Annotated in this window: 21 protein-coding genes, 4 tRNA genes and 1 other RNA gene; 14 read left to right on the top strand and 12 right to left on the bottom strand. The window is 72.3% G+C overall.

Annotated features, from left to right (window positions below; all coding sequences use genetic code 11):
* Positions 1-43 precede the first annotated feature (43 nt).
* Together ADK55_RS40745 and ADK55_RS18815 are read left to right on the top strand one after the other, a co-directional pair.
* Positions 44-139 (top strand): putative leader peptide, encoded by a 96-nt coding sequence (locus tag ADK55_RS40745; protein WP_323178891.1) that lies wholly within the window; start codon positions 44-46, stop codon positions 137-139.
* Positions 140-297: 158 nt separating this feature from the next.
* On the top strand, positions 298-1743 hold the full coding sequence (locus tag ADK55_RS18815; protein ID WP_053680249.1) for a sulfatase-like hydrolase/transferase: 1446 nt from the start codon (positions 298-300) through the stop codon (positions 1741-1743).
* Between the two features lie 139 nt (positions 1744-1882).
* Here ADK55_RS18815 and ADK55_RS18810 read toward each other — a convergent pair whose 3' ends face one another.
* From ADK55_RS18810 to purS, 5 genes are all read right to left on the bottom strand, one after another.
* Positions 1883-2707 (bottom strand): META domain-containing protein, encoded by an 825-nt coding sequence (locus ADK55_RS18810; protein ID WP_053680247.1) that lies wholly within the window; start codon positions 2705-2707, stop codon positions 1883-1885.
* A 94-nt stretch (positions 2708-2801) separates the two neighbouring features.
* Entirely contained in the window at positions 2802-3593 is a 792-nt protein-coding gene (locus ADK55_RS18805) for a maleylpyruvate isomerase family mycothiol-dependent enzyme (RefSeq protein ID WP_053680246.1), read from the bottom strand.
* Between the two features lie 131 nt (positions 3594-3724).
* Positions 3725-5974: a phosphoribosylformylglycinamidine synthase subunit PurL gene (gene purL, locus ADK55_RS18800; RefSeq protein WP_053680244.1), complete on the bottom strand. Its 2250-nt coding sequence runs from the start codon at positions 5972-5974 to the stop codon at positions 3725-3727.
* Complete coding sequence (purQ, locus tag ADK55_RS18795; protein WP_053680243.1) at positions 5971-6651, bottom strand: phosphoribosylformylglycinamidine synthase subunit PurQ; 681 nt, start codon at positions 6649-6651, stop codon at positions 5971-5973. Before purQ ends, purL begins: the two co-directional genes overlap by 4 nt.
* A gap of 2 nt (positions 6652-6653) precedes the next feature.
* Positions 6654-6905, bottom strand: a complete 252-nt coding sequence (gene purS, locus ADK55_RS18790; RefSeq protein ID WP_008740952.1) for a phosphoribosylformylglycinamidine synthase subunit PurS — start codon at positions 6903-6905, stop codon at positions 6654-6656.
* Between the two features lie 321 nt (positions 6906-7226).
* Between purS and ADK55_RS18785 the strand changes: the two genes are divergently transcribed.
* From ADK55_RS18785 to ADK55_RS18750, 8 genes are all read left to right on the top strand, one after another.
* Complete coding sequence (locus ADK55_RS18785) at positions 7227-7544, top strand: histone-like nucleoid-structuring protein Lsr2 (protein WP_053680241.1); 318 nt, start codon at positions 7227-7229, stop codon at positions 7542-7544.
* An 87-nt stretch (positions 7545-7631) separates the two neighbouring features.
* A tRNA-Gly gene (locus ADK55_RS18780) sits at positions 7632-7703 on the top strand.
* Positions 7704-7777: 74 nt separating this feature from the next.
* Positions 7778-7850: transfer RNA gene (locus ADK55_RS18775), tRNA-Gly, on the top strand.
* A 152-nt stretch (positions 7851-8002) separates the two neighbouring features.
* A complete protein-coding gene (locus ADK55_RS18770) occupies positions 8003-8971 on the top strand; it encodes an ABC transporter ATP-binding protein (RefSeq protein ID WP_053680239.1) in 969 nt (322 codons plus the stop codon).
* Positions 8968-9750, top strand: coding sequence for an ABC transporter permease (locus ADK55_RS18765; protein WP_053680236.1), 783 nt, complete (start codon positions 8968-8970; stop codon positions 9748-9750). The genes ADK55_RS18770 and ADK55_RS18765 overlap by 4 nt, the downstream gene beginning before the upstream one ends.
* A gap of 32 nt (positions 9751-9782) precedes the next feature.
* Complete coding sequence (locus tag ADK55_RS18760; RefSeq protein ID WP_053680235.1) at positions 9783-11015, top strand: sensor histidine kinase; 1233 nt, start codon at positions 9783-9785, stop codon at positions 11013-11015.
* A 62-nt stretch (positions 11016-11077) separates the two neighbouring features.
* Positions 11078-11689, top strand: a complete 612-nt coding sequence (locus tag ADK55_RS18755; protein ID WP_053680233.1) for a response regulator transcription factor — start codon at positions 11078-11080, stop codon at positions 11687-11689.
* Between the two features lie 22 nt (positions 11690-11711).
* Positions 11712-11784, top strand: a tRNA-Gly gene (locus ADK55_RS18750).
* A 99-nt stretch (positions 11785-11883) separates the two neighbouring features.
* Here the strand turns inward: ADK55_RS18750 and ADK55_RS18745 are convergent.
* The 6 genes from ADK55_RS18745 to ffs all read right to left on the bottom strand — a co-directional run bounded on the left by ADK55_RS18745 (position 11884) and on the right by ffs (position 20180).
* Positions 11884-12801, bottom strand: a complete 918-nt coding sequence (locus ADK55_RS18745; RefSeq protein WP_053680231.1) for a phosphoribosylaminoimidazolesuccinocarboxamide synthase — start codon at positions 12799-12801, stop codon at positions 11884-11886.
* 152 nt (positions 12802-12953) lie between these two features.
* Complete coding sequence (locus ADK55_RS18740; RefSeq protein ID WP_053680228.1) at positions 12954-14432, bottom strand: N,N-dimethylformamidase beta subunit family domain-containing protein; 1479 nt, start codon at positions 14430-14432, stop codon at positions 12954-12956.
* A gap of 182 nt (positions 14433-14614) precedes the next feature.
* Complete coding sequence (locus ADK55_RS18735) at positions 14615-16195, bottom strand: hypothetical protein (RefSeq protein ID WP_053680226.1); 1581 nt, start codon at positions 16193-16195, stop codon at positions 14615-14617.
* A 276-nt stretch (positions 16196-16471) separates the two neighbouring features.
* A complete protein-coding gene (purD, locus tag ADK55_RS18730) occupies positions 16472-17725 on the bottom strand; it encodes a phosphoribosylamine--glycine ligase (protein ID WP_053680224.1) in 1254 nt (417 codons plus the stop codon).
* A 60-nt stretch (positions 17726-17785) separates the two neighbouring features.
* Positions 17786-20008, bottom strand: coding sequence for a DNA polymerase III subunit gamma and tau (locus ADK55_RS18725; RefSeq protein ID WP_053680222.1), 2223 nt, complete (start codon positions 20006-20008; stop codon positions 17786-17788).
* Positions 20009-20085: 77 nt separating this feature from the next.
* Positions 20086-20180, bottom strand: an RNA gene (gene ffs / locus ADK55_RS35570) — signal recognition particle sRNA small type.
* Positions 20181-20310: 130 nt separating this feature from the next.
* Between ffs and ADK55_RS18720 the strand changes: the two genes are divergently transcribed.
* A tRNA-Ser gene (locus ADK55_RS18720) sits at positions 20311-20398 on the top strand.
* 272 nt (positions 20399-20670) lie between these two features.
* On the opposite strand, the gene ADK55_RS18715 is transcribed toward ADK55_RS18720, so the two are convergent.
* Positions 20671-21210 carry a DUF5994 family protein gene (locus ADK55_RS18715; protein WP_053680220.1) on the bottom strand — a complete coding sequence of 180 codons (540 nt, stop codon included), beginning with the start codon at positions 21208-21210 and terminating at the stop codon, positions 20671-20673.
* 324 nt (positions 21211-21534) lie between these two features.
* On the opposite strand from ADK55_RS18715, the gene ADK55_RS18710 reads away from it, so the two are divergent.
* The 3 genes from ADK55_RS18710 (at position 21535) to ADK55_RS18700 (ending at position 23433) form a co-directional block, all read left to right on the top strand.
* Positions 21535-22224 carry a DUF5994 family protein gene (locus tag ADK55_RS18710; protein WP_063839565.1) on the top strand — a complete coding sequence of 230 codons (690 nt, stop codon included), beginning with the start codon at positions 21535-21537 and terminating at the stop codon, positions 22222-22224.
* The gene (locus ADK55_RS18705; RefSeq protein ID WP_053680218.1) at positions 22224-22490 is read left to right on the top strand and encodes a hypothetical protein; all 267 of its coding nucleotides are present in this window, start codon (positions 22224-22226) and stop codon (positions 22488-22490) included. The genes ADK55_RS18710 and ADK55_RS18705 overlap by 1 nt, the downstream gene beginning before the upstream one ends.
* A 199-nt stretch (positions 22491-22689) precedes the next feature.
* Positions 22690-23433: a scabin-related ADP-ribosyltransferase gene (locus ADK55_RS18700; RefSeq protein WP_053680216.1), complete on the top strand. Its 744-nt coding sequence runs from the start codon at positions 22690-22692 to the stop codon at positions 23431-23433.
* The last annotated feature ends 25 nt before the right edge of the window (positions 23434-23458 follow it).

Here is a 23458-nt window from a genome sequence, read left to right as displayed (position 1 = left end):
CCTGGTTGACAGCCAGTCGTCGATTCGTACAAGCTTCCGGCTCATGCAGCCTCTCGGTGACCGCACCGTCACCCTCGTCGAGCGCCGGCACGTGGACCTCGTCCGTGTCGCGAGCGCCATCTGTTGTTGCCGGGCGTAGTTCCGCCCCGCGCTCCGGCGCGCCTTTTCTGATTCTCCCGGCGCCTCTCGCCGATTTCCCCCGCAGTGCCTTTTCGCTCGCCCCAGCCCGTTCCGCCGTGCCGTGCGCCGTCCCGCGCCGCCGCGGGGTGGGCCGGCGGGCCATGCCCTGGAGCACCCGTGACCTCGTCTGAATCCCACCTGTCCCGACGCGCCTTCGGCGGGGCGGTCGGCGTGAGTGCCGCCGCCGCGGCCGTCGGGCTGGGGGCCGCGTCGCCGGCCGCCGCGGCACCCGCCTCCGCTCCCGCCGACGCCCGGCACGCGGGCCCCGAGGAGCGGGAGTTCAAGGCCGCCCGGGGGCGTCACTCCCGGCGGCCGAACATCCTGTTCATCCTCGGCGACGACCTCGGCTGGGCGGACCTGTCCTCCTACGGGTCCCCGCACATCAAGACCCCGAACCTGGACCGGCTCGCCCGCCAGGGAGTCCGGTTCACCGACGCGTACTCGGGCTCCGCGACCTGCTCGCCGACCCGCTTCAGCCTGTACACGGGGCGGTACCCGGGCCGTACCAAGGGCGGGTTGGCCGAGCCGATCGCCGACAAGTCCGTCGGCCTGGAGCCCACGCACCCGACGCTGGCCTCGCTGCTGAAGGAGTCCGGCTACGCGACGGCGTTGATCGGCAAGTGGCACGCCGGGTACCTGCCGGACTACAGCCCCACCCGGTCCGGCTGGGACGAGTTCTTCGGCAACTTCGGCGGGGCCCTTGAGTACTACTCCAAGCTGGGCCTGGGCGGGGAGTACGACCTCTACGAGGGCGACGCCGAGTACAAGGACCTGCGCTACTACACGCGGATCATCACCGAGCGGGCGAGCGAGTACGTGTCCCGCGACCACCACGGCAAGCCGTGGCTGCTGAACCTCAACTTCACGACCCCGCACTGGCCTTGGATCGCCGACGGCGACACGAAGGAGAGCGCCGAGATCGTCCGCCGGATCAAGGCGGGCGACGGCCGGGCCCTGTGGCACCAGGACGGCGGCTCGGTGGAGAAGTACAAGGAGATGGTCGAGGACCTCGACCGTTCGATCGGCGAGGTGCTGAAGGCCCTGAAGCGCTCCGGCCAGGAGGAGGACACCCTGGTCGTCTTCTCCAGCGACAACGGGGGCGAGCGCTTCTCGTACAACTGGCCGCTCTCCGGCAACAAGGCCTCGCTCCAGGAGGGCGGGATCCGGGTGCCGAACCTCGTGCGCTGGCCCGCGCGCCTGGACGGCGGACAGGTCAGCCACGTCCCGGTGTTCAGCCCCGACTGGACGGCGACCCTGCTGGAGCTGGCCGGTGCCCGGGCGCACCGCGCGTACCCGCTCGACGGGGTGAGCCTGGCCGGATACCTGCTGCGGGGCGAGCGGATCGCGGAGCGGAACCTGTTCTGGCGGGTGCGGGGCGAGCGGGCGCTGCGCCGCGGGGACTGGAAGTACTACCGGGGCAAGGCCGGCAAGGACCAGCTGTTCAACCTGGCCGGGGACGTCCGCGAGCAGGCCGACAAGGCGGCCGTGGAGCCGGCCAGGCTGGCCGAACTGCGGGCGGCCTGGGAGAAGACGGACGCGACGCTGCTCCCGTACCCGGCCTGACCCCGGCCCTCTGATCTGCCTGGTCCTGATCCGTCTGATCCGTCTGATCCGTCTGGTCCGTCGGGGCGTGGAGGCGCCGGCGGGCCCGGCCCGGCCGGTGTCCACAGGCTGTGGACACCGGCCGGGCCGGGGGCGGGGGTCATTCGACGGCGGAGGCCGCCTTGGCTCCCAGGCCCTTGCCGCTGCCGTCGGTGGCGGTGAGGGTCAGGGTGTCTCCCTGGACGCGGTGTTCGAGGGGGCCGCCGGCGAACAGCGCGGTCAGCGCCCGTTCGACGTCACCGGCCGGGCCCGTGCAGGCCATCCGCGTCGAGGTCAGGGGCCCGAAGGTGATCCGGGACCCGTCGACGACGGCCCGGGCGGAGAACCGGTTGCAGCCGAGGTTGCCGCTCGCGGCGCCGTCGGCGGCGATGGTGAACCGGGCCTTGCCCGCCACCTCGGCGGGCACCGAGGACACGGTGGCGCCCTGGATCAGGGAGTCCGCGCTCCAGTCGGTGGCGGTGAGCGGCGCGTCCGGGGTCCGGGGCTTCGTGGTCAGGGAGATGGTGTTCCCGTCCGCGGTCTTCAGGGTGAGGTGCTCCGGCCGGCTCTCGATCGTGAGCGCACCCTTGAAGAGCTTGGCGAAAGCCGTCTCGAACTTGATGTCCGGGCAGGCCATCGCGGTCCTGGAGCCCGGTTGGACGTTCATGGTCGAGCCCTTGATCTCCACCTTGGCCGACAGGCCGTTGCAGCCGTAGTTGCCCGTGGCCTCGTAGGGGGCCTCGGCGCCGATGGCCAGTCGGGCCGCCGCGGGCGCGGTCAGGGTCTTCCCGTCCACGGTCACGCTTTCCACGGACCAACTCGTCCCCGGGAGGCCCGGTGATGGATCCGGGCCGGAGGGGGTCGTCTGGTCCGCGCAGGCGGTCACCGCGGTGGTGACGGTGACGGCGAGCGTGAGGGCGGCGAGGACGTGCCGTTGCTGACGCATGCGTCTGGGACGGGCGAGGTGCCCGGACGGTTCCCTTCCGCCCGCCGCCCGACCGACATCCGACCGCCGTCCGACCCTCCGGGGAGGGTTTCCCTCAGCCCATCAGCGGGAGCAGCGGGCCCAGATCGGCGCGTTCGCCGCTCGCGCTGAGCCGGGCCCCGTCCAGCGCCTCTTCCCAGGTCGTACGGCCCGTCGCGAGCCGGATCCAGGTCAGCGGGTCGGTCTCCACCACGTTGGGCGGGGTGCCCCGGGTGTGCCGGGGCCCCTCCAGGCACTGGACGACGGCGAAGGGCGGGATCCGCAGCTCCACCGAACCCCCGGGGGTCTTGTCCGCGAGGGCGTCGGCGAGCAGCCGGGTGCAGGCGGCGAGAGCCTGCCGGTCGATCGGGATGTCCAGGCCGGCCGCCCGGTTGAGGTCGTCGGTGTGGACGACCAGCTCCACGGTGCGGGTGACCATGAACGGCCCGAAGGCCATCGCGCCGACCCGCAGCCCGAGCAGCCGGCCGTCCGGGACCACCCTCAGCAGTTCGGCGAGCCGGGTCGCCGACTCCTCGTAGAGCGGGCCGAGTTCCTCGCCGGCGGCGGTCTCCCGGGCCAGTTCGTCGATCTGTCCGGCGATCCCGGCGGTGGCGAAGGGCCAGTTCCGTACGGTCAGCTCGGCTTCGGCCGGTTCGGGCCGCGCCACCGCCTCGGGGATGGAGCGGATGATCCAGGCGAGGTGCGCGGCGAGGTCCCGTACGGTCCAGGCGCCGAGGTGCGTGGGGCGGGCCAGTTGCTCGGGGGTCAGCGTCGCCACGGCCGCGGCGACGTGGCCGAACTGTGCGGTGACGGCCGCGCGGATCTTGGCGGAGTCGTAGGTACGCGGCTTCTTCCGGGCGGTCGGCATGGGGCCGACCCTATCCGGCGTGAGAAGCACCACGGACTGCGCCGGCCGGACGGGAGGGGAGAACGGCCGAACACGCGCGAGCCCCCGCCCGGAGGACTCCGGACAGGGGCTCGACGACGCGGCGGGCGGGATCAGGCGAGCAGCGCCGGGATCGTCGCCTCGTGGGCGGTCCGCAGTTCCGCGAGCGGAATCGTGAACTCGCCCTGGATCTCGATCTCCTCGCCGTCCACCACGCCGATGCGGGCGGCCGGCAGGCCCCGCGCACCGCACATGTCGGTGAAGCGGAGCTCCTCGCTGCGCGGGACGGCCACGACGGCCCGGCCCGCGGACTCGGAGAACAGGAAGGTGAAGGCGTCCAGGCCCTCGGGCACCACGATCCGCGCACCGTTGCCGCCGCGCAGGCAGGACTCGGTGAGCGCCTGGATCACGCCGCCGTCGGACAGGTCGTGCGCGGCGTCGATCATGCCGTCGCGCGAGGCCGAGATCAGGATCTCGCCGAGCAGCTTCTCGCGGCCCAGGTCCACCTTCGGCGGCATGCCGCCGAGGTGCTGGTGCACGACCTCGGACCAGGCCGAACCGCCGAACTCCTCGGCGGTGTCGCCGAGCAGGTACAGCAGCTGACCGGCCTCCGCGAACGCCATCGGCGTGCGGCGGTTGACGTCGTCGATCACACCGAGGACCGCCACGACCGGGGTCGGGTGGATCGCGGTCTCGCCGGTCTGGTTGTACAGCGAGACGTTGCCGCCGGTCACCGGGGTGCCCAGCTCCAGGCAGCCGTCCGCGAGACCGCGGGTGGCCTCGGCGAACTGCCACATGACGCCCGGGTCCTCGGGCGAGCCGAAGTTGAGGCAGTCGGAGATGGCGAGCGGCTTGGCGCCGGTCGCGGCGACGTTGCGGTACGCCTCGGCCAGCGCGAGCTGCGCGCCCGTGTACGGGTCGAGCTTCGCGAAGCGGCCGTTGCCGTCGGTGGCCATGGCGACGCCGAGGTTGGTGTCCTCGTCGATGCGGACCATGCCGGCGTCCTCGGGCTGCGAGAGCACCGTGTTGCCCTGGACGAAGCGGTCGTACTGGTCGGTGATCCAGGACTTGGAGGCCTGGTTCGGGGAGGACACCAGCGCCAGGACCTGCGCGCGGAGCTCCTCGGAGGTCTCCGGGCGGGGCAGCTTGCCCGCGTCGTCGGCCTGGAGGGCGTCCTGCCACGCGGGGCGGGCGAACGGACGGTTGTAGACCGGGCCCTCGTGGGCGACGGTGCCCGGGGGCACGTCCACGATCTGCTCGCCGTGCCAGAAGATCTCCAGGCGCTCGCCGTCGGTGACCTCACCGATGACGGTGGCGATGACGTCCCACTTCTCGCAGATCTCCATGAAGCGATCCACGTGCTGCGGCTCGACGATCGCGCACATGCGCTCCTGCGACTCGCTCATGAGGATTTCCTCGGGCGAGAGCGTCGCGTCGCGCAGCGGGACGGTGTCGAGTTCGACGCGCATGCCGCCGGAGCCCGCGGAGGCCAGCTCGCTCGTGGCGCAGGAGAGCCCGGCGCCGCCGAGGTCCTGGATGCCCGCGACGAGCTTCTCCTTGAAGATCTCCAGGGTGCACTCGATGAGGAGCTTCTCCTGGAACGGGTCGCCGACCTGCACGGCCGGCCGCTTGGTCGGCTTGCTGTCGTCGAACGTCTCCGAGGCCAGCACGGACACGCCGCCGATGCCGTCGCCGCCGGTGCGGGCACCGTAGAGGATGACCTTGTTGCCGGGGCCGGAGGCCTGGGCCAGGTGGATGTCCTCGTGCTTCATCACGCCGATGCAACCGGCGTTGACCAGCGGGTTGCCCTGGTAGCAGGCGTCGAAGACGACCTCGCCGCCGATGTTCGGCAGGCCCAGACAGTTGCCGTAGCCGCCGATGCCGGCGACGACGCCCGGCAGGACGCGCTTGGTGTCGGGGTGATCGGCCGCTCCGAAGCGCAGCGGGTCCACGACCGCGACCGGGCGGGCGCCCATCGCGAGGATGTCGCGGACGATGCCGCCGATGCCGGTGGCCGCGCCCTGGTAGGGCTCGATGTACGACGGGTGGTTGTGCGACTCGACCTTGAAGGTGACCGCGTAGCCCTGGCCGACGTCGACGACGCCGGCGTTCTCGCCGATGCCGACGAGCATGGCGTCGTTCTCCGGGACTTTCTCGCCGAACTGCTTCAGGTGGACCTTGCTGCTCTTGTACGAGCAGTGCTCGGACCACATGACCGAGTACATGGCGAGCTCGGCGCCCGTGGGGCGGCGGCCGAGGATCTCCCGGATGCGGGCGTACTCGTCCTCCTTGAGGCCGAGTTCCTTCCACGGCTGGGAGGCGTCCGGGGTGTCGGTGGCGTGCTTGACGGTGTCGAGGCTCATGCGCTGACCAGCTTCTTCAGGACCGAGGTGAAGAACGGGAGACCGTCGGTGCGGCCCGTCCCGATCAGCGGTTCCACCGCGTGCTCGGGGTGCGGCATGAGGCCGACGACGTTGCCCGCGGCGTTGGTGATGCCGGCGATGTCGCGCAGCGAACCGTTCGGGTTCCCGTCCAGGTACCGGAAGGCCACTCGCCCTTCGGCCTCCAGTTCGTCCAGCACACGCTCGTCGGCGGTGTAGCGGCCGTCCATGTTCTTGAGCGGTACGGAGATCTCCTGGCCGGCGGTGTAGTCGCCGGTCCACGCGGTCTCCGCGTTCTCCACGCGCAACTTCTGGTCGCGGCAGATGAAGTGCAGGTGGTTGTTGCGGAGCATCGCCCCCGGCAGCAGGTGGGCCTCGGTGAGGACCTGGAAGCCGTTGCAGATGCCGAGGACCGGCATGCCGGCCCTGGCCTGCTCGATGATGGTCTCCATCACCGGCGAGAAGCGGGAGATGGCCCCGGCGCGCAGGTAGTCCCCGTAGGAGAAGCCGCCCGCGAGGACGACCGCGTCGACCTGGTGCAGGTCCTTGTCGCGGTGCCACAGCGAGACCGGCTCGGCTCCCGCGATGCGGATGGCGCGCAGCGAGTCACGGTCGTCGAGCGTTCCGGGGAACGTGACGACTCCGATGCGAGTGGTCACCCTCAGGCCTCGACCTTCACGGTGAAGTCTTCGATGACGGTGTTGGCGAGGAAGGTTTCGGCCATCTTGTGGATGCGGTCGAGGGCGGCCTGGTCGACCGGTCCCTCCACCTCCAGTTCGAAGCGCTTCCCCTGGCGGACGTCGGCGATCCCCTCGAAGCCCAGCCGCGGCAGTGCACGCTGCACCGCCTGGCCCTGGGGGTCGAGGATCTCCGGCTTGAGCATGACGTCGACTACGACGCGTGCCACTGGCACTCCCGTGTGGTGGTTTGGTGCGAAGGCGGTTCCATCAGCGTACCCGGCGAAAATTTCTACGCGGGTAGATATACCTTGAGCATGATCCGCGAGCCGTTTCAGCTTCACCAACGCTTCGCAAAATCCACCGGAAAACCACGTGCCCGGGATTGCGGCGGGACACGCGGAGAGAATTAACTGGGCTTCGCAATTCAATGCGAATCACGGTACAAAGGAATCGGTCGGGATTCCGACGGATTGATGCATTGCTCCGAAACATCCACACAGGCGACATCACCGCATGTCAGCACGCGGTGACCTCGCACGAAGGGACCGATATCCGTGGCGCAGCGCGTAGTAGTCACGATCTCCGACGACATCGATGGCGGAGAAGCGGCGGAAACGGTCGTGTTCGCCCTGGACGGTAAGTCGTACGAGATCGACCTCAATGTCGCCAACGCAAAGAAACTGCGGAAGGGCCTCGCTCCCTTCGTGGCCGCCGGGCGCCGACAGGCTCGCTCGGGTAAGGCGTACAAGCACACGTCGATCGCCCCCGATCCGGCGGTCGTCCGGGCCTGGGCCCGGTCGAACCAGCACGACGTGCCGCCGCGCGGCCGCATCCCCAAGCGCGTCTACGAGGCCTACAACGCTGCCCACTGACCCCGGATTTGCCATCCACCCCCTCCGATCGGCTAGTGTGTGGATCACGCCAAGGGGCGAGGCCGCAAGGCCAAGACCCGAAGTCGTGCGGGTGTAGTTCAGTAGCAGAACACCCCCCTTCCAGGGGGGAGGCGCAGTGTGCAATCCCTGTCACCCGCTCTGCACGCTTTACCGACCACGGTTGTGGATCAGGTAGAGTGATGCTCGCAGCGCACGGCTTTACGTCGTTGCATGCGGACGTAGCTCAGTTGGTAGAGCACCACCTTGCCAAGGTGGATGTCGCGCGTTCGAGTCGCGTCGTCCGCTCAGTGTGACAAAGGCCCCGATCATTGATCGGGGCCTTTGTCGTGCGTTCACCCCTATACCCGCGCCTTTGCCCGGCCCCGTCTGACATATGTCATCCCGCGTCATGACAGCGCGCACTGCCGACGCGGCCGGTCCGCCGCGAGCCTTGATTCATGACCGACACAGTGATGACCGACACGGTGATCCGGGCGGAGGAACTGCGACGCCGCTACGCCGGCGGCTTCGAGGCTGTCCGCGGCGTCTCCTTCTCCGTGGAACGCGGCGAGATCTTCGCCCTGCTCGGGACGAACGGCGCCGGCAAGACCTCCACCGTGGAACTCCTGGAGGGACTGGCCGCACCCTGCGGGGGGCGGGTACGGGTCTTCGGGCTCGACCCGTACAAGCAGCGGGCCGAGGTCCGGCCGCGTACCGGGATCATGCTCCAGGACGGCGGCTTCCCCTCCGACCTGACCGTCGCCGAGACCGTCCGGATGTGGGCCGGGGTCACCACCGGCGCCCGGCCCGGGGCGGAGGTCCTCGAACGGGTCGGGCTGGCCTCGCGGTCCTCCGTGCGCATCAAGCAGCTGTCCGGCGGTGAACGGCGCCGGCTCGATCTGGCCCTGGCCCTGCTGGGGCGGCCGGAGGTGCTGTTCCTCGACGAGCCGACGACCGGCATGGACCCCGAGGGCCGCCGGGACACCTGGGAGCTGGTGCGGGAGCTGCGCGCGGAGGGGACCACGGTGCTGCTGACCACGCACTACCTGGAGGAGGCCGCGGAGCTCGCCGACCGGCTGGCGATCCTCCACGAGGGGGAGCCGGTGCTGACCGGTACGCCCGCCGAGGTGACCGCGACCCGGCCCTCGCGGATCCGATTCACACTCCCGGAGGCGGTGCCCGCGGCGCGGCTGCCGCTGCCCCTGCGGGCGGCGGCCGACGGACGGCGGGTGGAGATCCGTACCGAACGGCTCCAGGAGAGCCTCGGGGAACTGCTGCGGTGGGCGCACGAGGCCGAGGTGGAGCTGGTCGGGCTCGACGCCCGGTCCGCCTCGCTGGAGGAGGCCTTCCTGGAGATCGCGCGGAGCCGCCGGAGCCCCCTCTCCGGCGTCCGGACCGACGAGGACGAGAGGGCGGGAGCCCGATGAGCGTGCCGAACCTGACCGCACCGCGCCTGAACCCCCGCCGGCTCAGCGCCCTGGGCCGCTCCGAGCTGACCCTGCTGCGGCGCAACCGGACCGCTCTGTCCATGGCCCTGTTGATGCCGGCGGCCATGGTGTTCCTGCTGCGCTCGACACTGGTCGACGTGGCCGAGCAGAGCGCCGCGGCCCTCGGCCGGTCCACCCTGAGCGGCGGCATCGGACTCGTCCTGCTCCTGGTCGTCTACATGAACCTGGTCTCCGCGTACGTGGCCCGGCGCGAGGAACTCGTCCTCAAGCGGCTGCGCACCGGCGAGGCGGGCGACCTGGAGATCCTCGCCGGCACCGCGCTGCCGGCCGCGGTCGTCGCCCTCGGGCAGATCGGCGTCCTCGTCCTGGCCGGGGCCGCCGCCCTGGACGCGCCGATGCCGGACAACCCGCTGCTCCTGATCGTCGCGGTGCTCGCCGCGATCGTGTTGCTGGCCGGCTTGGCGGCGCTGACCAGCTCCTTCACCCGGAGCGTGGAGAGCGCGGGCATCACCACCGTGCCGCTGCTGCTGGTGAGCCTGCTCGGCTCGGGCCTGTTCGTACCGATGGACAGCCTTCCGCGGACGCTGGCATCGGTGTGCGAACTGCTTCCGCTGAGCGGCGTCATGACGCTGGTGCGGGGCGCGTGGGACGGTGCGCCGGCCGGGGACCTGACCGGGGCCGCGCTCGTCACGGTGGCCTGGACCGTGAACACCGTGTTTGCTGTCCACCGGTGGTTCCGCTGGGAACCGCGGCGCTAGGAAACGAAAGCGAAGTCGGGGGGACGGGGACCGTGTCGAAGCTGACCGGGTGGTGGAAGAACCGCAGCAGTGCGGGGAAGGTCGAGCTCTACACACGCTGGTCGTTCCATCTCTTCGTGGCGGTCGAGATCCTGACCTTCGGCCTCGGCGGCCTGGTCCTCGGCCCGCGGGAGGTGCCGGGCTCCGCCGAAGTGGGCCTGCTGGTGCTGATGTGCGTGCACTCCGTGCTCGTCGGGTTCCTCTCCTCCCGGGCGCTGGACTGGCTGGTGGGGCGCCGGGACCGGCCGGTGTGGGTGGCGGTGGCGACGATGATCGTGACGGCCCTCGGGTGCGTGGCCGTCCTCCTCCTGCGCCGGACCGGGCACATCGACGAGGCCGTCGCCCCGATGCTGGTGACGGGCATGACCTGCTTCGCCTCCGGCTCGCTGGTGATGTGCCTGGAGAAGGTCCGGCACATGTGGGGGGTGGCGCCCGCCCACGCCGTGGGGACCGGCCTGGCGGTGGTCGCCGTGGGGCTGCCGGTGGTGGAGGGCGTCGGTTATGCCATCGGGGTGCTGCTGAGCGGCCTGTTCCTCAGCTTCGCCTGTGGCTTCTCGGGGTGGCTGCTGCGGATCGTGTACGAACTCGACCGCGCCCGGGAGCTCCAGGCCCAGCTCGCGGTGGCCGAGGAACGGCTGCGGTTCGGCCGGGACCTGCACGACGTGATGGGGCGCAACCTGGCGGTCGTCGCCCTCAAGAGCGAGCTGGCGGTACAACTGGCCCGGCGCGGCCGTCCCGAGGCGGTGGAGCAGATGATCGAGGTCCAGCGGATCGCCCGCGAGTCGCAGCGCGAGGTACGGGACGTCGTGCGCGGCTACCGCGAGGCGGACCTGGCCGTGGAGCTGGAGGGCGCGCGCGGGGTGCTGAGCGCGGCGGGGATGGACTGCCGCGTCGAGTTCGAGGCCCGCCGGGCGCTGCCCTCCGAAGTGCAGTCGGCCCTGGGCTGGGTGGTCCGGGAGGCGACCACCAACGTCCTGCGGCACGGTGACGCGCAGAGCTGCCTGATCCGGCTCGCCGAGGCCGCGGACGGATCGGGCGCGCTGACCCTGCTGGTGGAGAACGACGGAGCCCCCGAGACGCCGGCCGGTCCGCCCGGTTCGGGACTCGCGGGGCTGCGCGAGCGCCTCGCGGTGGTCGACGGAACCCTGTCGGCGGGCCCGACCGAGGGCGGCCGGTTCCGGCTGCTGGCCCGGATCCCCGAACAACGACTGGAGGTGCGGGCATGAGCCCCGCGCCCACGACTGACGGTGCGGGCGTGAGCCCCGTACCCGCGACTGGAGGTGCGGGCGTGAGCCCCGTACGCGTGCTGCTCGCCGACGACGAACACCTGATCCGCGGCGCCTTGGCCGCGCTGTTGGCCTTGGAGGACGACCTGCTGGTCGTCGCGGAGGCGGCCTCGGGGCCGGAGGCGCTGGCGATGGCCCGGGCGCACCGTCCGGACGTGGCGGTGCTGGACCTGCAGATGCCGGGGGCGGACGGTGTGAGTGTCGCCACATCGTTGAAGTCCGAACTCCCCGGCTGCAAGGTCATGATCGTGACCAGTCACGGCCGGCCCGGCCACCTCAAGCGGGCCCTCGCGGCGGGTGTGCGGGCCTTCGCGCCGAAGACGGTGTCGGCGCAGCGACTGGCCGAGCTGATCCGAACCGTGCACGCCGGAGGTCGTTACGTGGACCCCGAGTTGGCGGCCGACGCGATCAGCGCGGGGGACTCCCCGCTGACCGCCCGGGAGGCCGAGGTACTGGAACTCGCGGCGGACGGGGCGCCGATCGCGGAGATCGCGGAGCGGGCCTCGCTCACGCAGGGAACGGTGCGCAATTACCTGTCCTCGGCGGCGACGAAGCTGGGGGCCGAGAACCGGCACACGGCAGTGCGTCTCGCACGCCAGCGAGGTTGGGTATAGTGGGTACCGCGCTACGGCGCATGCGGACATAGCTCAGTTGGTAGAGCACCACCTTGCCAAGGTGGATGTCGCGCGTTCGAGTCGCGTTGTCCGCTCTGTACGAAGAAGCCCCCGGTCCTTGGACCGGGGGCTTCTTCGTGTTGCCGGGTCCTCGGTGCCCCCGGCCCGCTGGGCGGGCCGGGGACACGGGACGTTCAGCGGCCGGTCTTGGCGGTCCAGGTCAGGCCGGTGAGCCGCTCGTACGCCTCGATGTACTTGGCGCTGGTCTGCTCCACGACCTCCTGCGGCAGTGCCGGGGGCGGGAGTTCGCCGGTGCGGTCCCAGCCGGAGGCCGGGGAGGTCAGCCAGTCTCGGACGTACTGCTTGTCGAAGGAGGGCTGGGCGCGGCCCGGCTTCCACTGGTCGGCCGGCCAGAACCGCGAGGAGTCCGGGGTCAGCACCTCGTCGGCGGCGACCAGGGTCCCGTCGGCCCCGAAGCCGAACTCGAACTTCGTGTCGGCCAGGATGATGCCCCGGTCGCGGGCGATGTTCCGGGCGCGGGTGTAGATGGCCAGGGTGGCCTGGCGCAGCAGCGCTGCCGTCTCGGTGCCGACGGTCCGCGCGACCTCCTCGTAGGAGACGTTCTCGTCGTGCTCGCCGACGTCGGCCTTGGCGGCCGGGGTGAAGATGGGGCCGGGCAGCTCGGAGCCGTCCACGAGGCCCTCGGGCAGGCCGAGTCCGCAGACCGTGCGGGTCTGGTCGTACTCGACGAGGCCGGAGCCGGTGAGATAGCCGCGGGCCACGCACTCGATCGGGACCATGTCGAGGTTCTGGCAGATCAGCGTGCGGCCGGCCCAGTCGGCGGGGGCGCCGGCGGGCAGGGTGGTGCCGATGACGTGGTTCGGGACGATCTCCTTGAGCTGGTCGAACCACCACAGGGAGAGCTGGGTCAGGACCCGGCCCTTGTCCGGGATCTCGGTGGGCAGGACCCAGTCGAAGGCGGACATCCGGTCGCTGGCGACCATGACGAGGTTGCCGTCCCCGTCGCGGTAGAGATCGCGGACCTTGCCGGTGTGGAGGTGGACGAGGCCCGGCACCTGAGCCGGCTCGGGCTTTTCGACGAATCCGGACACGGGGTCTCCCTGTGGTTCTGTACGAGCGCGATCCCATTGTCCCGTACCGGGCCGCGCGCCCTCGCCAGGGGGCGCGGCCCGTCGCGTCGGCCGCCGGTCCGGCGCGGGATGCCGGGCCGGTCCAGGGGCCGTGTCGGTCGGTGGGGGCCGTGTCAGTCGTGTTTGCAGATCCGGTCGAGGAGATTGGCCGTGGCCCGCTGGATCCGCTCGTCCACGTGGCCGGGGCGGTCGAGCGCCGGGGACCAGGCGAAGGTGCCGGACGCGAACACCCAGGCTCCGCTGGGCGACCGGTACAGGGACGTCTCCTGGTGCCGCTTGGCGCCCTCGCTGTCGAGGTACGGGGAGTGCGCGAGCAGGATGCGGTCCTGGTGCTCGGGAAGCTGGGTGCGCGGGAAGTACCGGTCGGCCTCGCCTGCGACCAGTCCGTCGAGCTCGTCGTTCTCGGCGGCGCCGGTGGAGTCCCAGAGCCAGTGCGTGGCGTTGCGCACGATCAGGGGCGCGGGCTCGGGGACCCGCCCCGCGTACTGGATGCCGAGCAGTTGCTGTTCGGGGCGGTCTACCTCGCGCCACAGGCTGGGGCGGCCGGGTCCGCGCCGCTTGCGGCAGGTGAGGAGCCGGTCCTCGACCCCGGACGGCGAGGGGGCCAGTTCGACCTGCCAGTACATGGTGTTGGCGGAGAGGAACACGAGCGAGGTGCCGTGCTCGCGGGCGCGCTCGACGGTGCGGCGCATGGGGGCCGACCAGTACTCGTCGTGCCCGGGGAAGACCAGGCCCCGGTAGCGGGTGGGATCGACGCGGCCCGCGTGCAGGTCCCGGGTGTCGGCGTAGGCGATGTCGTAGCCGTAGCGCTCGGCCCAGCGGATGAAGTCGTAGGCGTGGCCCACGTGGAGCGGCAGGCCGGCGCCCGCGTAGGGGCGGTCGAAGGACACGGTGGTGGCGGCGTCCGCCTCCCCGAGGAGACGGCCCTGCTCGTCCCAGGCGTGGTAGAGGCTCGCGCCCGTGTGGCCGTCCTCCGGGTAGAGGTTGTAGGCCTGCCAGGTGATGTCGGGCAGCAGGAGCAGCAGGTCGGCGGGCTCGTCGTCGCGGACGGTGAAGGGAATGTGGGAGCGGTAGCCGTCGACGGTCGTCAGGACGGCCACGTACGCGCCGACGTTCCAGTACGAGGGGACCTGGAGCCGCCAGGACAGCCACCAGTGGTGGCAGGAGACCGTCCGGTCGGCGGTGAGCGCGGCCGGTTGGACGATGCCGGAGAGCCGGGGACTGGAATGGATCTTGCTGGCGCCGTCGCCCGCGTAGTGGCCGATGCGGTAGATGTCGACGGAGAACTGTTGGGGCGGGTCCACGGTGATGTGGAAGTCGATCGCCTCGCCGGGGGAGACCGCCCCGGTGGAGGCGAAGCCCTTGATCTGCCGGTGGACGTCGTCGGCGGTGAGCGGGCCCCCGCCGCTGCGGGCGCGCGGAATCTGACCGGGGGCGACCGCGGGGTCCACGTACCAGGGGACGACCTGGCCGGTGTCGTCGAAGTACAGCTCGCTCCCCCGGAACCAGGGCAGCGGTCCCTGCCCGAAGGGATCGTTCACCGCGTGCGCGAGCGCACCTGACTCCCACCGCCGGATCTGGTCCGCACTCATCCCGCTCCCCTCCCTCGCTCCCCCGAACGTGCATCCGTCGACCCCAGCACATCACATAACGCGCGCACTCCGTCACCGTTCGTCGCGAAAAAGCCTTGTCGCGTGGCCGGCCGGCGTCGGGGCCGGATCCGGGGCGAGGGAGCGCGCGCGGGCGCGCGGTCCCGGGCGGCGCCTGCCGCGCCTCACACCAGCCGGACCGGCTTCTCCGGGCGGACGCCGATCTCCTGGAGCCAGTCCCGCAGGGGCTCCGGGTCGCCGTCCTCGACCAGGCACAACACCCGGGGCGCGAGGTCCGACCGGCGTGCGCCGCCTACCAGCAGCACGGGGCCGTCGAGCCAGTCCAGGCCCGGCGCGGCCCCGGCGGAGTCCACGGCCGCGCAACAGACCAGCGCCGTCACGTGGTCGGCCAGCAGGTCCCGGCCGCTGCGCGGTGCCTGGAGCGGGAAGAGCGGGACGGCGTCCGCGGCCCGTGCCACGGCCGAGTCCGGCCCGGACTCCTCCCGCGCGAGGTCGCCGCTGAGCCTGCCCGCCAGCGACTCCCCGGCGGGGACGGCGTCCGTGAGGAAGGCGATGACCCGCTCCACCGTGGGTACGGCGGGGGCCGCGAGCCCGTCGAGGGCGGCGTGCAGTCGGGCGGCCTCCGTGCGCCACTTCCGGTCCACGACCTCTTCCGGGTACGCGGTCCAGTCCACCGGGGACCAGTCCGGGCCCGCCTCGGCCGGACCTCCGTGGAAGAGGCGCGCGGCCAGCAGCGAGGCGGCCTCGTCGACGGCGCCCGGCTGCTCCAGCAGATCGCACGCGGGGCGCTCGCCGAGCCGGGAGGTGAACCCGTCCGCGAGGCGGTCACGGCGGGACAACTCGGTCAGCGCCGACACGACGCCGGCGTCGAGCCGTGCGGGCCAACGGCCCATCCGCCAGGCCGGCAGGGCCACCCGGGTCAGCAGCCGGTCCCAGCCCGCGTAGGCCAGCCCGACCTGCTCCTGGGCGACGATGCGCAGCCCGTAGTCCACGCCCTGGGCGCGGTCCGACGCGGCGGCGGCCACTCCGCGCTCCATCTCCGCGGCGTCCACCCGGCACAGCCGCAGCAGCAGCCGGGCCGGCGGAGCGATCCAGCCGAGGCCGGGCCTGCCGCCGACGTCCACGGCGGCGTCGAGCCCCCGTACGAAGCCGCGGGCGTCGGCTATGTCGGGATGCGCGGAGGGGCCCGTGCCGGCGACGACCGGCGCCAGGACGGCACGGAGTTCCGCGACCCGCATCCACCACAGGAACGGCGAGCCGATCACCAGCACGGGGGCCGCGCCGGGCTCGGACTCGGCCCGGCCGGCCGCCGTGTCGGCGCGGCGGTGGGCGGGGTGGGTGCGGTCCTCCAGCCAGCTGTCGCAGTCCGGGGTCAGGGCTATCGCGGAGGGCGGGGGCACGTCCATCCGGTCGGCGAGGTCCCGCACCAGCCGGTACAGATCGGGGGCGGCGGTCTCGGACAGCGGCACCGTCGGGGTGACGGCGGGCCCGGCCCGCAGCACTACGGCGGCGAAGACCCCGCCGACCAGCAGCACCAGGGCGGCGACCGCGCAGACGATCAGGGTCACCGCGGGCCAGGGGTCACCGGCCAGCCGACCCGTCATCCGGGCGGCGACGAGCACCACCGCGAGGGCGGCGGGCAGCAGCGCGAGGGCCAGCGCCCTGCTGCGGACCCGCAGCACGGCGAGGGCTCGGGAACGCGCGGACGGCGTCCCGACTTCAGCGATCGAACCGGTTCCGGACACGGCCGGACCTCACCCCCTCTGCCCTGCGGCGGCTTTGCTCACTCCCCCACTGTGACACCCGCCACCGACATCGCAATGCCGGTGGGCCATGTGCCGGAATGCTTGCGCCGCACCCTAGTTGGGGCCGGCGCGACAGTCAGGCGGTCCGGGCCACCATCACCCGATGGAATGGCTTTGGGTAAAGGTGGGTGCGTTCGAACGCGGCCGGATGCAGTCGCACGCGCGGGCCCGGGCGCGCAGAGTGCGCCCGGGCCCGCGTTCTCGTCGTTCCGCTGTTCAGCGGCCTTCGGCGGCCTTCGCCGCGATGTCCGTGCGGTGCTGCGCGCCGTCGAGCCGGATGCGGGCGACGGCCTTATACGCCCTCTCGCGGGCCTGCGCCAGATCGGAACCGGTCGCCGTCACCGAGAGGACACGGCCGCCCGCGCTGACGACGGCGTCGCCGTCACGGCGGGTCCCGGCGTGCAGCACGTACGCGTGCGGTGCGTCCTGCGCGGCCACGTCGGCCAGACCCTCGATCGGGTCCCCGGTGCGCGGGGTCTCGGGGTAGTTGTGCGAGGCGATGACGACGGTGACGGCGGCGTCGTCGTGCCAGGCGAGCGGCGGCTCGGTGTCCAGGGTGCCCCGGGCCGCGTTCAGCAGCACGCTCGCGAGCGGGGTGCGCAGGCGGGCGAGGACGACCTGGGTCTCGGGGTCGCCGAAGCGGGCGTTGAACTCGATGACCCGGACCCCGCGCGAGGTGATCGCCAGACCGGCGTACAGCAGGCCGGAGAAGGGGGTGCCGCGCCGGCGGAGCTCGTCGACGGTCGGCTGGAGGACGGAGGCCATGACCTCGTCGACCAGCTTCGGGTCGGCCCAGGGGAGCGGCGAGTACGCGCCCATGCCGCCGGTGTTGGGGCCCTCGTCGCCGTCGAGCGCGCGCTTGAAGTCCTGCGCGGGCTGGAGGGGGAGGACGGTGACCCCGTCGGTGATGGCGAAGAGGGAGACCTCGGGGCCGTCGAGGAACTCCTCGATGACGACCCGGTCGCAGGCCAGCGCGTGGGCGCGGGCGGCGGCGAGGTCGTCGGTGACCACGACGCCCTTGCCGGCGGCGAGGCCGTCGTCCTTGACGACGTACGGGGCACCGAAGGCGTCGAGGGCCGCGTCCACCTCTTCGGGGGTGGTGCACACGTAGCTGCGCGCGGTCGGTACACCCGCCGCGGCCATCACGTCCTTGGCGAAGGCCTTGGAGCCCTCCAGTCGGGCCGCGTCGGCGGAGGGGCCGAAGACGGGGATGCCGGCCGCGCGGACTGCGTCGCCGACCCCGGCGACCAGCGGGGCCTCCGGTCCGACGACGACCAGGTCGGCGCCGAGATCGACGGCGAGGCGGGCCACCGCGTCACCGTCGAGGGCGTCGACCGGGCGCAGTTCGGCCACCTCGGAGATGCCGGCGTTGCCGGGAGCGCAGTACAGGGCGTTGACGTCGGGGTCGAGGGACAGAGAGCGGCACAGGGCGTGTTCGCGGGCGCCGCCGCCGATGACGAGGACCTTCACGCCATGAAGCGTAGCCCGCGCTCCGGATTCTCTTTCGTGCGGCCACCCAATGAGACGGCCCTACTCGTTCGTGTATTCCTCCACAACGGTGGCTCCGAGCTCCCGCACGATCAGGTCGTGTCCCGTCAGGGCGCTGTCGACGAGGTCGGGGTCGTCCTCCTCGGGGACGTCGTCCTCCGGGGAGACCGGCGGGGGCGCCTGCCGCTCGGGCGGCTGCGGCGGGGGCGCGGACTGCTGGGACGGCTGCTGGTACGAGGCCGGCTGGGACGGCTGCTGCGGAGCCGGGGCCTGCTGCTGCGGGGGCGGCGGGCTGTACGCGGGCGCGGCCGGGGCGGAGTACGAACCCATGGCGGGCACGGGCGCGCCACCGCCGACCACGGCGTCGATCTTCCAGTTGACCTGGAACTGCTCGGCCAGAACGGCCTTGAGGACGTCCTCGCTGCCGCTGCTCGCGAAGTTGTCGCGGGCTCCGACATTGGGGAAGCCGAGCTGCAACGTCGTTCCGTCGAAGCCGGTGACCTGGGCGTTCTGGCTGAGCAGGATCCAGGTGAAGCGGCGGCGGTTCTTCACCGCCTCCAGGACGGCGGGCCACATGGCCTGTACCTGGCCCGCTCCGGCGGCCATGCCGGGCGAGGGGATGGCGGGCGCGGGGCCGGTCGGGGCGGCGGCGGCCGGGGCCGGCGCGGGTGCGGGGGCGCCCGATCCGGGTGCGGTGGCGCTGGGCCAGGCGCCGGCGGCGGGAGCCTGGGCGGCCGGGGCGGGGGATTGGGCCGCCGCGGCGGGGCTCGCGGCGCCGGGCCATGCGCCCGGCTGGGCCGCGGCGGGGGCGGGTGTCCGGGCGCCGGCGCCCGGCTGGGCGGCGCCGGGCCAGGCACCGGGTGCGGAGGCGGGCGCCTGCGCGGGGGCGGGGGTCGCGGGCGGCTCCGCCGGGGCGGGGGGGGCCGGGGCCGGCACGGGGGGCGGGGGTGTCGCGGGCGCGGGCTCCGGTTCGGGGGCCCGGACGGCCGCGCGGGCGGCGGCCATGCCGCCTGCGGGTCCGGCCGGGGCCATGCCGTGGGCCTCGGGCCCGGGGACGTACCCCATGGCGGGCATCGCGGCCGGCGCTGCGGCTGCCGCCGCCGCGAACCCGCCGCGCTCCAGGCGGTCCAGGCGGGCCTGGAAGGAACGCTCGTCGTCGAAGGCGGCGGGCAGCAGCACGCGGGCGCAGATCAGCTCCAGCTGGAGCCGGGGCGAGGTCGCGCCCCGCATCTCGGTGAGCCCGGTGTTGACGAGGTCGGCGGCGCGCGACAGCTCGGCGGCGCCGAAGACGGAGGCCTGGGCCGTCATCCGCTCGACGACATCGACGGGGGCGTCGATGAGCCCCTTCTCGCCGGCGTCGGGGACGGCGGCCAGGATCACCAGGTCGCGCAGCCGCTCCAGCAGGTCGGCGACGAACCGGCGGGGGTCGTTGCCGCCCTCCACCACGCGGTCGACGGCCTCGAACGCGGCGGCCCCGTCCCCGGCGGCGAAGGCGTCGACGACGGAGTCGAGCAGCGATCCGTCCGTGTAACCGAGGAGGGACGTCGCCATGGCGTACGTCACACCCTGATCGGCGGCGCCGGCGAGCAACTGGTCCATCACCGACATCGAGTCACGCACCGACCCGGCGCCGGCCCGTACGACGAGCGGCAGCACGCCGTCCTCGACGGTGGCGCCCTCGCGCCCGCAGACCTCGCCCAGGTAGTCCCGCAGGGTCCCGGGCGGGACGAGCCGGAAGGGGTAGTGGTGCGTCCGGGACCGGATGGTGCCGATGACCTTTTCCGGCTCGGTCGTGGCGAAGATGAACTTCAGGTGCTCCGGCGGCTCCTCGACCACCTTCAGCAGGGCGTTGAAGCCCGCCGAGGTGACCATGTGGGCCTCGTCGATGATGTAGATCTTGTAGCGGCTGGAGGCGGGCCCGAAGAAGGCCTTCTCCCGCAGGTCACGGGCATCGTCCACACCACCGTGCGATGCGGCGTCGATCTCGATGACGTCGATGGACCCGGGGCCGTTGCGCGCGAGGTCCTTGCAGGACTGGCACTCCCCGCAGGGGGTCGGCGTGGGACCTTGCTCACAGTTCAGGCAGCGGGCCAGGATGCGCGCGCTGGTGGTCTTGCCGCACCCTCGTGGACCGCTGAACAGGTACGCGTGATTGACCCGGTTGTTCCGCAGGGCCTGCATCAGCGGTGCAGTGACATGCTCCTGACCGATGACCTCGGCGAACGACTCGGGGCGGTAGCGGCGGTACAGCGCAAGGGACGACACGTATACGAGGTTATCCGGGCCCACCGACAAGAGCCGCCCACCGGCCCGCGGATCCCCCGCCGGGCCGCCCCGGAACGCAAAACGCCCCCCACGCACCCGCCAGAGCCCACTTACCCTTGCTGCCTTCCGGCCCTGGGGGAGTTGGGTGAGATAGCGCCACGTGAGGGGCTGGCCCCACCCTAGCCGATGAAGCGACCCGGAATCGACCCTGGTCGGTTCCGGGTCGGTTCCGGATCCGTCCCGGTCCACCGCCCGACGATCACGTTCGCGAGCACCCCTGAACGTCTTGTATTGTTTGCCCCGGAGGATTCGCCTAGTGGCCTAGGGCGCACGCTTGGAAAGCGTGTTGGGGGCAACCCCTCACGAGTTCGAATCTCGTATCCTCCGCCATTGCTCTCACCGGGCAATACGTTGAAGAGCCCCACCGCTTGCGGTGGGGCTCTTCGCGTTCCTCAGCCCTCGTTGTCCTGGCCCTCGTTTCCCACCCGCACCAGGTGGCTGCGACCTGGATCAGGCCTGCCGCTGCGCTCGGGCGTGACGGGGTACCAGCGCTCCTCCCACGACGGCGGCTGTGACCGCGGCCGCGACGACGGTGAGGACCGGGTGATGCGGTGGTACGGCCCGGAAACCACCGGCTGGCGCGGTGAGCCTGCGGACCGGTTTCAGGCGACCGGGGTCGTCGTGTCGTCCTCAGGAGTGGGGGCCTCCGGGGTGGGGGCCTCAGGGGTGGGGGCTTCGATGGTTACGGCCATGAGGATCTGGGTCGCGGGGGTGGTGTTGTCGGCGCGGACCGCTCGGGCCATCGCGGTGCGGGCGGCGGCGGGCCGGGTGTTCGGGGGGACGACCAGGAGAGCGAAGTGGTCGTTCTCGCCGCGGGTGATGAGGACGGTGTCGTCTCCGACCGGGTCGGAGACGAGGTGCACGACGTGGCCGTCGACGACCAGGCGGGTCGGGATGTCCTGCCAGGTCGAGGCGTCCAGGCCGATGCGGGAGATCGGGCCGAGGTGGCCGGTCAGTACCGAGATCAGTTCGGGCAGCTCGGCCAGGGGGTCGCTCGAACGGGGCCACCACGCGCCGTCCAGCACGCCGTCACGGGTGTGCGTGGTCTCCAGTCGGAGCAGCGCCGTGCCGGGCTTCACCGTGTGGTGGATCTCGTCCGGGAGAAGCAGCTCGTAGTGGTGGTGGATCTCGGAGTCGGCCATGTGGTTCGCCCGTCTCGGGGGGAGGCCGTGCTCGACCGTCGGGCGTACCGCAGGGCGGTGTCGTCGCCGGTCGGGCGCTGGCTTCGTGGTTCAACGGTACTCCGGGGGCGTGTTCCCCGCAGGGGCCCGACGGGCGGCCGGACGGGTGGGCGAGGAGGCGGGCGGGCGGGGAAAGTGCCTGGTCGTGGGAGGTTCCCGGGGCGTCGTACGGGAGTACAGTCGAAGGACCGGGAGCTTTTCGTACACCGGCCGCAGGCGAGTGTCGTTTCCGGCGATCACGAGACGCCGGGCTGCCGACGGGTGGCCCGGGGGACGGTTCGCGTCATGAACACGACCCTGGCAGGCATGCCCCTCGGACGGACCACGCATCACGACCTCGCGCCGGCGCTCGCGCTGGCGGCGCGGCTGCGTCTGGCCCCGCGGTCCTCGCTGGTCACCGCCCTGGACGGGGCGTGGTGGCCCCATTCCCGTGACCTGGCCGTCGAACTCCCGCCCCTGATGGCGGCGCTCGACGAGCTGTGGGGGCGGATCACCCGCGTCACCGTGAATCCGACGCACTGGCCGGTCGTCCCTCCGAGGGTGGACGTCGCGGGGCGGATCGTTCACGTAGGCCGGTTCGTGGAGCAGGATCCCGACAAGTTGATCCTGCTGTCCTTCACCGTCGGCCGGTGGGACCTGTTGGTGATCCCGCCCGAGACCGCGCCCGCCTCGGCGGCCCGGCTGCTGGCGGCGGCCGCGCTCCCGGGCAGCATGCTGAGCGCCGGCACCCTGATGGCCAACGAGGCCGTCATCGGACGCGGTGTGCGCGAGGCGCAGCGCCGGGAGGCGGACTGGGAGGTCACCTGGGAGACCGAGGGCGGAGCGTGCATGTCGCCCTTCGGGGAGCCGCTCGGTGACCCGCACGCGAGCCCTCGCGTGCGGCGTCCGGGGTTGCCCGTGATGCCCGTGGAGGCCATCCCGCTGGGTACGGCCGCCGGCATGGCCGCGGCCGGCGGGTCGGGCCGGACGTCCTGATGGCCCGTACCGAATGCCCGCCGACGACCGGGCGCGCCGAGGTCCGGATCGTCGCCGCCTCCCCCGAGTCGGCCCGCGCGGTCGCCGAGGTCCTGCGTCACTTCTTCGGCGCCACGGAGCAGCGCAGCTATCCGGCCCCGGAGGGCGGCACGCGTCTGCACCTCACGGTGGACACCGATGCCGTGGCCGGGCCGGAGCGGCCCTGGTTGAGCACGAGCAGGCCGCTCAGGGGCGCCGGTACCGGCGCGCACGCCGACGAGATCTGACGGCGGAGGGGAGAGCGGGGAGGGGGCGGGGAGCAGAGGCGGCACGGCCATCGGTGTCGTCGCCGGCGTGAGGCGGATCCTTTCCCCAGTACGACTGTTCCACCCGAGTGGGTGGATCGGCCGGACCGTACCCGGGAGAGACGGATCGTCGCGCCTATAACAGGGCCCGTCATGTTGATCGACTGATGGGCTTCCCACCATGTTGAAGGCCGCTCTCCGGGTCCTCGCCGCCGTCTCCCTCGTCTCCGCCGCAGCCGCGTCCCCGGCCGTCGCCGCGCACGCGACGCCGCTCGCGCCCGTCGCGCTCCCGGCGTCCGCCGCGCCCGGGGCGCTCGTCGACGACCTGACCTCGCCCTGTGGGCCGACCGTCGAGTACCGCGCCTGGGACTGGTGGCGTACGACGACCAACCCGAGGATCGCCCGCCCCGTCGCGGCCGCCGCGGCGAACGAGCGCTGGCAGTGGCGCAGCGACACCAACACCCTGTGGCGCGGTGACACGCGGGAGACCGTCGAGGAGATCTTCAAGACCGGATTCACGCCGCGCGGCGACCAGTTGACCCCGCTGGCCGAGTACATCGTCAAGGGCGGCGGGCAGAACAGCGCACACCTGAGCACCACGTGCGAGAAGTGGGTGGCGCAGAAGTTCGCGACCTACGGCGCCGAGAAGACGGGTTGGGTCTACGAGATCTACGCGCCCGGCGGCATCGACGTGAACGCCACCGCGCACCTGAACAACTACAACTCGCCGTACCTCTGGAACAAGGAGATCGACTTCCCGGGCGGGGTCAAGGGCCGCTACATCAAGGGTGCTTGCAAGTACCGCCTGACCTACACCGACCCGGCGACCAAGGTCAGCACCTGGGAGGAGCTCGGCTGCAAGGACAACGCCGGCTTCGCCCCGTACAAGACCGACGCGGCGGCCCGCGCGGGCGCCGCCCGCTAGGCCGAGAAGCCCCGGGCCGAGAAGC

Origin of the sequence: Streptomyces sp. WM4235 (assembly GCF_001279725.1) — a bacterium.
Classification (GTDB): Bacteria; Actinomycetota; Actinomycetes; order Streptomycetales; family Streptomycetaceae; genus Streptomyces.
This window is presented reverse-complemented; position numbering and strand designations above follow the sequence as displayed.